Here is an 11,984-nt window from a genome sequence, read left to right as displayed (position 1 = left end):
AAGAGATATCGCTGACAGCAAAGCAGCAATTACTTGCTGTGCTGTGGTGCGCGGCAGACTGTTCGTGCAAAAGGGGATCGATCAGGCCRGCAGGCCGGGGCGGTCGAGGTTGTTGGGCGAGAGCGTGAAAATCTCGCAGCCGGTGTCGGTCACGCCGATCGTGTGCTCGTACTGCGCCGACAGCGAACGGTCGCGCGTCACCGCCGTCCAGCCATCCGACAGCACTTTCACATGCGGGCGGCCGAGATTGATCATCGGCTCGATGGTGAAGATCATACCGGGCCGCATCTCGACGCCTTCATTGGCGCTGCCGTAGTGCAGGATGTTCGGAGCGTCGTGGAAGAGTTGGCCGACGCCATGGCCGCAGAAGTCGCGCACCACCGAGCAGCGCTCCGCCTCGGCAAAAGTCTGGATGGCGGCGCCGATGGCGCCGGTGCGGGCACCCGGCCTGACCGAGGCAATGCCGCGCATCAGGCATTCATGGGTGACCTCGAGCAGTCGCTCGGCGGCGCGCTTGATCGTGCCGACTGGATACATGCGCGAGGAATCGCCGTGCCAGCCATCGAGGATGTAGGTAACGTCGATGTTGACGATGTCGCCATCCTTCAGCGGCTTGTTGTCGGGAATGCCATGGCAGACGACATGGTTGATCGAGGTGCAGGACGATTTCGTGTAGCCGCGATAGTTGAGCGTCGCCGGCAGCGCGCCGTGATCCATGCCGAACTCGAAGACGAARCGGTCKATGGYKTCGGTGGTGACSCCGGGCKCGACCATCGGCRCCAGTTCGTCSAGGCARCGCGCGGTGAGGTCGCAKGCCTTGCGCATGCCGGCAAAACCGTCCTCGCCATAGAGGCGGATCTGGCCGGTGTTTCTSAGGGGKGCCGTSGCGGCGTCGAGATAGGTGACCATTTTGTCCGTGTAGAAAGGTGTGCGCTGCAGGAGTGCTGGCGTGAAAATCTCCCCAGATTTGGCACTTGAGGGCAAAAGGTTCAAGGAAGAACTGCCTGATGCGGCCCGAGCCGTCGCGATATTCGTCGCGTCGGGGCGATCTCTGGTCGGTTTTTGCACGGTTTGCTTTCCTTTCCAGCCATCGTGCGCTAGGGCGGAACGATGTTTTGGAGATCGCGTCCAGCCCAAAAGCGCGCCAGATCGCTTGAAGCGCCGTTGACGGCAGCCTGCTCATGTCTGATGGGCCTGGTGCTGCTGGCGATGCTGTGTCTCGGCCGGCCTGATGTGCCCGCCTTCGCGGACCCTGCCCAGGGCGGCGCCAGCGTTGGCCTGGAACGATCGGGTGAGGTCGCGGCGCTGCTGCGCGTCACCAACAAGGCCCAGGCCCTGGAGATTCGCACCGCCCGGGCGGTGCTGGCCAAGTTCGCCGGCGGTCATCCGGCGCTACCGGTGCCGCAAGCTGTTTTCCCTTGGCTCGCTCCGATGTCGCCGGAGGTGGTTGTTGCCGGATCTGGCACGGTCTCCGCCCCTAGAGCGAGCACCAACCAGCCACGTGCGCCGCCGTTCACGCAGGCCTGAGCGGTCCAGGACCGCACCCTTCACCCTTCTTTAGAAGCTATTCGCGTCGTGACCCGTGCGGCGGCCATCAGCCGCGCATGCGTGGCGTGGCGCACCATTTTCGGATCATTGCAATGCAACAACGTATCAAGACATTCAAAAGCCTGTCGCGCGCCGTATCGGCTGCTTCGTTTCTGTCCGTCCAGACGTTCATCTGTATCGGAACCGTGTACTGGGCGATCGCCGAGACGCTCTATCTGTCGGGAAGCGGAGCGCTCGTCCTTGGCGCCCTGTTCGCCCTGCCGTCGGCCTATGTTCTGCTGATGGTGGTGCGCATGGCCTTCGAGGCGGAGACCGACCCGGCCAACCAGTAATCGCGTCGCCAACTTGGAAAGTGCTGCCGGACCACCTGGTGCCGGCAGAACTTTCCTTGGCCCGTTTGCAGCAGAAACGGCGGTTTCCGCAGTGACGACACATTTGCGTGCCATAAGTCGGGCAACGCAACTTTTGATGACGAACGGCGTTGCTTGGGCGACGCCAGTTCGGGAGATGTCTGATGGACAGATTGCAATTCGARGTGCCGGTGCGYATYGCGCMMGSCCCCGGSYTGCCSGTMGAGGAGATYTACAGCGTCGARCAGGCGCTGGATTTTCTCCAGGACTGGCCGGCGCGCCGGCAGGGGCCGATGTATCAGAAAGCCTTCAATGCCTGCTTTGGCGCCACGGTGGACGTGGTCAAGACAGAGGACGCCTGCCGCGCGTTCATGGCGTTCTGCCGTGTCACCGGACTGATGGCCAGTGACATGATGGCGCCGCGCAAGCGTGGCGGCGAGGCGAGGGTGCTGCAGGCCTGAGGGCCGCTTTCGCCTGCCCAATCGACCAACTCGCCTCTCAACCAACTTTGCCTGAACGCGTGATGATCTCGTGTGCGGATCATTGCGTGCGTGTCCTTCCATGACGACGCACCGACGGCGGCGTTAAGCTTCCGTTTCCACCTTGGCGGCTACGCCATTGCTTGTTCGGCGATGGTTGATTCGTTGCGTCAGTCTCAGGGTTTGGAAGATGTCCCCAGAAAAAGTCCGTGCATTCCCGATCGATCGTCAGCTATTCCTAGTCAGAGAAGTTGCAGCCAAGCTTGACCATCTGCATGGCGAACCCGCAGCCTCGTTCTGGAGGGCTAAAGCAGCCGAGTTGCTTGACCTCGCTGTCGGGTCAGGCAGAGACAGAGCAGCAGCCAGTGATGAAGTACGCAGGTTTTTCCTGGCCGTACAGAGAGAACTTTCGACTAGAGTGGTCGCTGAGCCGGCTCCAGTTCTTTCCGCCTGAAAGCAAATATTGTTCTAGGACGTTACGCTGCTTACTCCAATAGCGCGTAAGCGCTGGGTTTTCTTGTGGGTTTCTGTGCTTTAACGGCAACAGTGCACCCAATTTGCATCACCTTTATTGTTAGGAGCCCCCATCGCCATTGCAATCTGATAGGTTGCATTAGCAAGGGGAGATTCGCGCCGTTGCGGTGCGGGTCAGGGGGGATGACGATGACTCGTGTTCGGGGGGGCGCAGCCGAGTCTCGCTTTGTTTCTGGGTGGCTGAAGCAGAGATTTTTCGGCCTTTCATCATTCGTGGCGGTAGCGGCCATGCTCATGGCGCTGACGCTGTTCGTCGGTTCGACGGGCCCTGCCGAAGCGACTTGCACGGGGCCAAGTGGTGGCGTCGAGAATTGCGCGGGGGCCGGAACACAGTCTGATATCAGCTACACCGCGCCTGGCGTTACCACGCTCAACGTCAACACGCTGACGATCGATCCCAGCCGGATATCCCTGACCGGTTCGGGCGCGAGCCCGTCAGCGGCAACGGAAATCCAACACTACACCTGCAGCACCGGCAACGCGGCCGACTGCGTCATCACCCCGGAAAAACCCGCCCAGAACGGCAATCCCGCCGTGGCCGAGAGCTGCGCGGTCGCCAATGGCGCGCCTTCCGGAACAAGCTGCGTGGCGCCGCCGGTCAAGGCCGCTGGCGGACCTTCCGGCAATTCCGGGCCGACGCTTGTGGTCAACTACAATCAGCCCACAGCCAACGCCAATACCCCCAACAGTGGCGCGGTGATCGCGACGGGCACCATCGGTGTTGTCGGTGCCTCGAATGGCAGCCGCGGCGGCAATGGCAGCAACGGCTATGTCTTTTCAGATGGAGGTGACGGCTCCAACGGCGCCGATGGCGGTTCGATCACCGTTAATGTCAGCGGCGCCGTCAAGACCGGCAACAATTGCGTGCTTCCGACAGTTTGCGCGGATGCCGGCATCGTAGCCAGCAGCGTTGGTGGCGATGGCGGCGACGGCGGCGATGCCAAGGGTATTTCCGGCGATGCCGGCGACGGCGGCCTGGGCGGAAGCGGCGGCACCGCCGCGGTGAATTTCAATGCCGGCAGCGTCGAAACAACGGGCAATTATTCGGCCGGCATCATTGCCATCAGCCAGGGCGGTCACGGCGGCAATGGCGGCGGCGGTGGCGGGCTGGTCTTCAATCCAGGCGGCGGCAGCCCGGCAGGCGCCGGCGGCAACRCCAACGTCTTCACCGGGGTCGGCACGACCATCGTCACCCATGGCATCTATTCTCACGGCATCGTCGCCCAGTCGATCGGTGGCGGCGGCGGCGGCAGCGCCGGCGGCTTCGGGCTTTTCTCCTCGTCCGGCGGCAGCGGCGCCAATGGCGGCAATGGCGGCATCGTCCAGGTCATCAACAACGCTAATATCACCACCTACGGCAACAATTCACAGGGCATTCTCGCCCAGACGATCGGCGGCGGCGGCGGCGACGGCGGCTCGAATTTCGGCCTGTTCGCCTCCGGCGGCAGCGGCAGTCTCGGCGGCAATGGCGGTCCGACGGCGCCAGCCAATTCTCCTCCTATCGTGAGCGTCAGCGTCACCAATTCCGGCCAGATAACCACGCATGGCCAGGAATCGAACGGCATCCTTGCTCAGTCGATCGGCGGTGGTGGCGGCAATGGCGGCAGTTCGGGCGGCCTCGTTTCGCTGGGCGGCAGCGGCAGCTCGACCACCAATGGCGGTATCGTCCAGGTAACCAACACCGCCGCGGGCTCCATCTTCACCGACGGCAAGCAGTCGGCCGGCATATTTGCGCAATCGGTCGGCGGCGGCGGCGGCAATGGCGGCGTGTCCGGCGGCCTTTTCTCGGCCGGCGGCAGCGGTGGTGCGGGTGGCAGCGGCGCTCTCGTAACTGTCATCAATGCGGGCGATATCGAGACCGGCTTGCTGGCGACCCAGTTTGGCCACACATCGGCGGATGCCATCAATTCTGCGGGCATCTTCGCACAATCGGTGGGCGGCGGCGGCGGCAATGGCGGCGGTGCGTTTTCCGGCGGCGTCGGCTTCAGCGTTTCGCTCGGCGGCTCCGGCGGCCGCGGCGGGGCAGCCGGCGCTGTCGAAGTGCTGCGCGACGCCAACAACACCGCTTATTCCATCATCACCCATGGCGACCAGTCCGATGCCGTCTTCGCGCAATCGATCGGCGGCGGTGGCGGCAATGGCGGCTTCGCGGTTTCGGCTGCCGCCGGTGCGCTTGCGCTGTCAACGGGCGGCAATGCCGCCGACGGCGCCAAGGGCAGCACGGTTACCGTCCAGACAGCCGGCACGCTGACCACCTATGGCGCGGGCTCGCGCGGTATCTTCGCGCAATCGATCGGTGGCGGCGGCGGCAATGGCGGCGCGGCGATCGCGATTGCTGGCAACAGCACCGGTTTTGCCGCGGCGATCGCCATCGGCGGCACAGGCGGCAAGGGCGGCGACGCCGACGTGGTCACCGTCTCCAGTCTCAGCGATATTTTCACTGGCGGCGACAATGCCCAAGGCATCGTCGCGCAGTCGGTCGGCGGCGGCGGCGGCAATGGCGGCTACTCGATCGGCGGCGCGGTCGGCGGCATCGGGCTTGCCGTCAGCATCGGCGGCAAGGGCGCTAGCGGTGGCGCCGGCAAGGACGTCATCGTCGGCAGCTCCGGCTCGATCCATACGCAAGGCGACAACTCGGCCGGCATTCTCGCTCAGTCGATCGGCGGAGGTGGTGGCAATGGCGGCTTCTCCGTTTCGGCCTCGCTTGGTGCCGCGGCTGCAAGCGTCGGGCTGGGTGGCGCCGGTTCCGAGGGCAGCAGTGCCGGCAACGTGACTGTCAGTGCCGACGGCGCCGGCCACATCATAACCAAGGCCGGCTATGCCGGCACATGGAACCTCATTACCGAAGGCAAGAACGCGGCCGGCGTCCAGGCCGAGAGCATCGGCGGCGGCGGCGGCAATGGCGGATTTGCGGGTAGCCTGTCGCTTGGCGGCGTCGCCAGCGCGGGTGTCAGCCTCGGCGGCACGGGCGCGGGCGGCGGCGACGCCGGCACGGTGACCGTCAACAACGGCAAGAAGGTCGGCAACACGGTCACGCAGAACAGCATCCTGACCATCGACGACAATTCGATCGGCATCCTCGCCCAGTCGATCGGCGGCGGCGGCGGCAATGGCGGATTTTCAATCGCGCTGAGCGGCTCCGGCTCGGTCGAAGGCGCCGGCGGCGCGGCATCGGTATCGATCGGCGGCAAAGGCGCCGGCGGCGGTATCGGCAAGGACGTTGTCGTCACCAACTACGGCAACATCGCCACCTACGGCAAACAGTCGGCAGGCATCCTGGCGCAGTCGATCGGCGGCGGCGGCGGCAACGGCGGTTTCAGCGTCGCCGGCACTTTCACCACCGGCGCCTTCGGCGCTTCGGTCGCCGTCGGCGGCGGCGGCGGTACGGGCAACAACGCGGGCCCAGTCACGGTCACCTCGACCGGCAACATCGAAACGCATGACGATCAGTCGGCCGGCATCCTGGCGCAATCGGTGGGCGGTGGCGGTGGCAATGGCGGCTTTGCCGGTTCCGGCGCGATCACGCTGCAGGGCGTGGCCGCAGCGGTCGGTCTCGGTGGCAACGGCGCCGGCGGCGGCAGCGCCAAGACGGTCAAGGTCACCTCGACCGGAGATATCACCACCTATGGCGACCAATCGATCGGCATCCTGGCGCAATCGGTCGGCGGCGGYGGCGGCAATGGCGGTTCGTCCGTAGCGCTTGCGCTCGGGCTGGACGCCGGCATCGCGGTCGGTCTTGGCGGCAAGGGTGGCGCGGCAGGCAACGGCCTCGACGTCACGGTCGTGTCGACCGGCGACATCTCGACCGGCGCGGGCTTCACTGACGGGGATGTGCGCGGCACGGGTGCCGCCGGCATCCTGGCGCAGTCGGTCGGCGGCGGCGGCGGCAATGGCGGCTTTGCCGGATCGCTCGGCGGCGGCAAGTCGATCGCGGTCGGCGTCTCGCTCGGCGGCAACGGCGCCGGCGGCGGCAGCGCCGACATCGTCACGGTGACCAGCACCGGCAACATCTCGACCAATTTCGACAATTCGTCCGGCATTATCGCGCAATCGATCGGCGGCGGCGGCGGCAATGGCGGCTTTGCCGTTGCGGTTTCCGGCGCGATCGGCGATCCCGACGCGGCAACGGCCGCGGTCGCCATCGGCGGCAAGGGCGGCGTCGGCGGTGTCGGCAAGGACGTAACGGTGACCAGCACCGGGGGGATCATCACCACCGGCAAGTTCTCCAACGGCATCCTGGCGCAGTCGGTGGGCGGCGGTGGCGGCACCGGCGGCTTTGCCATCGCGGGTTCGGCGACGACAGGCAATGCCGGCATCGGCGTCGGTGTCGGTGGTTCCGGCGCCACCGGCTCGACTGCCGGCAAGGTTATCGTCAACAGCTACAGCCTGCTCGACTCCAACGGCAATCCTGTGCTGCAGGCGCCGCCCTCGAACGTGATTTCGATCTGGACCAAGGGCGACGATTCGTCAGGCATCTTCGCGCAATCGGTGGGCGGCGGCGGCGGTTCAGGCGGTTTTGCCGGCAGCCTTGGCGTCGGTCTCGGCGGTGGCGGGCTTGGCGTCAGCATCGGCGGCGGCGCCGGATCCGGCTCGAATGCCGAAACGGTCACCGTCACCAGCTACAACAACATCCTGACCGAAGGAAAAGACTCCTTCGGCATCCTGGCGCAGTCGGTCGGCGGCGGCGGCGGCAATGGCGGTTTTGCCATCGCGCTGTCCGGCAGCAAGGATATGGCGGCCAGCGTCTCGGTCGGCGGCTCCGGTTCAAGCGGCGGCAATGCCCAGATCGTCACCGTCAACAGCACCGGCAACATCAAGACCACGGGCGACGGCTCGCATGGCATCTTCGCGCAATCGGTTGGCGGCGGTGGCGGCAATGGCGGCGGCGCCGTGGCCGGCACCCTGACCGGCCAAGGCACCGGCAGCCTGGCAGTCGGTGTCGGCGGCTCGGGTGACAATGGCGGCGACGCCAAAGCGGTCACCGTCACCTCGACCGGCGATCTCAGGACCGAAGGTTTGAAGGCCGACGGCATCCTGGCACAGTCGATCGGCGGTGGCGGCGGCAATGGCGGCTTTTCGGGCGCACTCGCGATCACCGCGGGGCAGGGCGCGGTCAGCGTCGGTGTCGGCGGTTCCGGCGCGGGCGGCGGCAATGCCGATAAGGTCACCGTGACCTCGACCGGCAACATCGTCACTATCAAGAACGCGTCGAACGGCATCCTGGCGCAATCGGTTGGCGGCGGCGGCGGCAATGGCGGCGCTGCCGTGACCATCGCCGGCTCCGCGCAGCAGGCAGCCGCGGCGGTTTCCGTCGGCGGCAGCGGTGCCAAGGGCGGCACTTCGCAACTGGTCACGGTCAACAATATCGGCACGATCGCGACGGCCGGCGACAAGTCGAACGGTATCCTTGCCCAGTCGATCGGCGGCGGCGGCGGCACCGGTGGCTTCGCCATTTCTGGAGAGATGGTCGTCGACGGCGCCGGTGGCGCCGCTGTCAGCGTCGGCGGCACTGGTGGCGCCGGCCAGGATGGCGGCCAGGTCGTCGTCAACAGCAATATCGGCACCACACTCGCCAACAACAATGAGACCATCCACACCGTCGGCGGCGATTCCAACGGCATCTTCGCGCAATCGGTCGGCGGYGGCGGCGGCGATGGCGGCTTCTCCGGCGCTGTCTCGGTCACCGGCCAGAATGCCAAGGCTGCGATCGGCGTCTCCATCGGCGGCTCAGGCGCGGGCTCCGGCGACGGCAAGACCGTCAACGTCACCTCGGTGGACAACATTTTGACCGAAGGCGCCGGCGCGAACGGCATCCTGGCGCAGTCGGTCGGCGGCGGTGGCGGCAATGGCGGCTTCGCCTTCGCCGCGACGATCAAGGGCTCGCTCGGCAAGAATCCGAGCAAGAATGGCGCTGTCTCGGTGTCGCTCGGCGGCGGCGCCGGGTCCGGCGGCGACGCCGAGAAGGTCACGGTCGATTCCACCGGCATCATCCAGACCGGCGGCAGCCAGGCCTTTGGCGTCCTGGCGCAGTCGATCGGCGGCGGCGGCGGCAATGGCGGCTTGAGCGTCGCGGCGGCCCTCAATCTCGGTGAGGGTGGCAACCAGATCACCGTCGCGGTCGGCGGCGAGGGTGGCGGTGGCGGCACGGGCGGCGAGRTTCAACTGACACGGCACGGCGCGACGATCACCACCGGCGACAAGTCGGTCGGCCTGTTCGCGCAGTCRGTCGGCGGCAGCGGCGGCAATGGCGGCATGGCGATCTCCGGCGCGATCGCCGGCACTGACGCCAAGACCCTGTCGGCGAGCGTCGGCGGCTTCGGCGGTGCGGGCACCAACAGCGGCAAGGTGACGATCGACAACACCGGCGCCATTTCGACCTATGGCCTCGAATCGCACGCCATTCAGGCGCAGTCGATCGGTGGCGGTGGCGGCAATGGCGGCATGGCGATCTCGGCGGCGGTCGGTTCGCTTGGCACGGGATCCAATTTCAATGTCGGCGTCAGCGTCGGTGGCCTGGGCGGTGACGCCTGTTTTGCCGGCGACGTCTTCGTGACCAATCACGGCCTGCTGCAGACAGGCCTGCTCGCCGCCGGCCAGACCGTGACCAATGGCGACGGCGCCTACGGTATCTTCGCGCAGTCGATCGGCGGCGGCGGCGGTTCCGGCGGCAACGCCATAACCGGTCTGCTAGGCCTCAACGGCAACAACGAGGGCACGCAGGTCAATGTCAGCGTCGCGGTCGGCGGCGCGGCCGGCGACGGCAACAAGGGCGGCAACGTCACCATCAGGCAGTATGGCGGCATCGAGACCAACGGCATGGGCGCCTTCGGCATCCTGGCGCAGTCGATTGGCGGCGGCGGCGGCACCGGCGGTCGCGCCAATTCCATCTCGCTGCAGTTGGGCGCAAGATGCACCCTGCCAAAGGTCTGCGAACCGGCCGGCGGCAAGCCGAACTGGAACCTGCAGGCGACGGTCGGTGGCAGCGGCGGAACCGGCAATGACGCCCTTCAGGTCGATGTCGGCAATTATGATTTCATCACCACCAATGGCGACAAGTCGTCCGGCATCGTGGCGCAGTCGATCGGCGGCGGCGGCGGCATCGGCGGCGACGCCTATATGGGCACCGGCGGCCTTTTCGCCATACCCTATGTGCCGGTCGACCCGACGCTGCTCCTGAAGCCGCTCGGCACCTCCAGCCTGACGCGCTCCGGCGCGGTCGCCATTGGCGGCAATGGCGCCGGCGGCGGCAATGGCGGCACTGTCATCGTCACCAATGAAGGCGTCATCACCACCTTCGGCACCAAGTCCGACGGTATCCATGCCCAGTCGATCGGCGGCGGCGGCGGCGACGGCGGCGACGGCCAGGCCGGCGTGCTTGGCACGGTCGGCATTGGCGGCCAGGGCAAAGCCGCCGGCAATGGCGGCTCGGTCACCGTCACCAACGGCAAGACCGACCTCAGCCAGACCGGCTTGGCCATCATCGAGACGCACGGCACATCGCCGACCCCGCCAGCGGACGGCGCCCCAAGCGCCGATCCGGAGCAGGGTTATTCGGCCGGCATCTTTGCGCAGTCGGTCGGCGGCGGTGGCGGCACCGGCGGTGGCGCCGGCGGCTTGCTGTCGCTCGGCGGCTCCGGCAAGGCCGGCGGCACCGGTGGTCACGTCACGGTCGACAATTATGGCGGCATCCTCACCCATGCCGATGATTCGGTTGGCATTTTCGCGCAATCGATCGGCGGTGGCGGTGGCGCGGGCGGCACACTCGGCATCAGCGCGATCGCGGTCGGCGGTTCGGGCGGCGCCAGCGGGTCCGGCGGCCAGGTGGATGTCATCAATGACGCGATGATCGAGACGCACGGCATCGATTCCTACGCCATCCAGGCGCAGTCGGTGGGTGGCGGCGGTGGTTCGGGCGGTGGCAAGAATGGCGGCATCACCGGCTCGATCCCGGCCCTTATCTCGATCGGCGGCGCCGGCGGCTCGTCCGGCATCGGCGGCATCGTCAATGTCACCAACAACAACAGCCTGCACACCTACGGCGCCGGCGCCGACGGCATCAACGCCCAGTCGATCGGCGGCGGCGGTGGTTCCGGCGGCCGCGCGATCGGCTTCATAGCGGTCGGCGGCAAAGGTGGCGATGTCGGCGACGGCACCACGGCCGGCAGCACCGGCTCTGGCGGGACGGTCACCGTCAACAACAATGCCGCGGGCACGATCACGGTCGAAGGCGTCGGCGCGCATGGCATCTTCGCGCAATCGATCGGCGCCGGTGGTGGTTCCGGCGGCGGTGGCATTGGCGCCAGCATCGTGCCGACCTCGGTTGGCGTTGGCGGCAACGGCGGCAGTTCGGGCGATGGCGGTGTGGTCACCGTCAACAATCATGGCGACATCACGACCGTGTCCGCCGCATCGGTGGCGATCTTCGCCGAATCGATCGGCGGCGGCGGCGGCAATGGCGCCATGAGCATTGCCGCGGCTCTGAGCCCAAGTGCCCTGACATTCGGCATCGGTGGCGATGGCGGCGCCAATGGCAAGGGCGGCAATGTCAACGTCACCAATTTCAGCGACGGTTTCATCCACACGCAGGGCTTCGGCTCGACCGGCATCATGGCACAGTCAGTCGGCGGCGGTGGCGGCAATGGCGGCGCTACCTATTCGGTGGCCGGTGGCGGTCCCGGCTTCTCGCTCGCGCTCGGCGGCAAGGGTGCGGCCGGCGGCGACGGCGGTGTGGTCACCGTCGTCAACAATGGCCAGATGCAGCTCGACGGCGACAATTCGGTGGCGATCTTCGCGCAATCGGTTGGTGGTGGCGGCGGCAGCGGCGGCACTGCGATCGCGGCGACCATCGGCCCGCCGGTGTTTATCGGTGGCGATAGCGGCGCGACCGGCAAGGGTGGCGATGTCACCGTCACCAATACGGGACAGATCGTGCTGAAGGGCAACGGCTCGGTCGGCATCTTCGCGCAGTCGGTCGGCGGCGGCGGCGGCGTGGTGACGGCGGGCACCGATGGCATCATCCAGGCAGTCAACGGCGGCAAGGGCGATGGCGGCGTCGTGACGATCAACAGCAACG

General features: G+C 66.8%; 6 protein-coding genes. 5 read left to right on the top strand and 1 reads right to left on the bottom strand.

Going from position 1 to position 11,984, the window contains the following annotated elements:
- Positions 1–81: 81 nt before the first annotated feature.
- The gene (gene map, locus AC1DX0_RS21845; RefSeq protein WP_477356833.1) at positions 82–909 is read right to left on the bottom strand and encodes a type I methionyl aminopeptidase; all 828 of its coding nucleotides are present in this window, start codon (positions 907–909) and stop codon (positions 82–84) included.
- A gap of 279 nt (positions 910–1,188) precedes the next feature.
- Between map and AC1DX0_RS21840 the strand changes: the two genes are divergently transcribed.
- The 5 genes from AC1DX0_RS21840 to AC1DX0_RS21820 all read left to right on the top strand — a co-directional run.
- On the top strand, positions 1,189–1,527 hold the full coding sequence (locus tag AC1DX0_RS21840) for a hypothetical protein (RefSeq protein ID WP_477222313.1): 339 nt from the start codon (positions 1,189–1,191) through the stop codon (positions 1,525–1,527).
- Positions 1,528–1,640: 113 nt separating this feature from the next.
- Positions 1,641–1,880 (top strand): hypothetical protein, encoded by a 240-nt coding sequence (locus AC1DX0_RS21835; protein ID WP_477222314.1) that lies wholly within the window; start codon positions 1,641–1,643, stop codon positions 1,878–1,880.
- Positions 1,881–2,062: 182 nt separating this feature from the next.
- Complete coding sequence (locus tag AC1DX0_RS21830) at positions 2,063–2,359, top strand: DUF982 domain-containing protein (RefSeq protein WP_477356831.1); 297 nt, start codon at positions 2,063–2,065, stop codon at positions 2,357–2,359.
- 208 nt (positions 2,360–2,567) lie between these two features.
- Positions 2,568–2,831: a DUF6074 family protein gene (locus AC1DX0_RS21825; protein WP_477222316.1), complete on the top strand. Its 264-nt coding sequence runs from the start codon at positions 2,568–2,570 to the stop codon at positions 2,829–2,831.
- A gap of 308 nt (positions 2,832–3,139) precedes the next feature.
- On the top strand, positions 3,140–11,984 hold an 8,845-nt coding region (locus AC1DX0_RS21820; RefSeq protein WP_477356829.1), incomplete at its 3' end, for a beta strand repeat-containing protein.

This window comes from Mesorhizobium sp. P3_A9, assembly GCF_056402975.1.
Note: the sequence above shows the minus strand (reverse complement) of the source record. Positions and strands in the feature narration are given on the sequence as shown.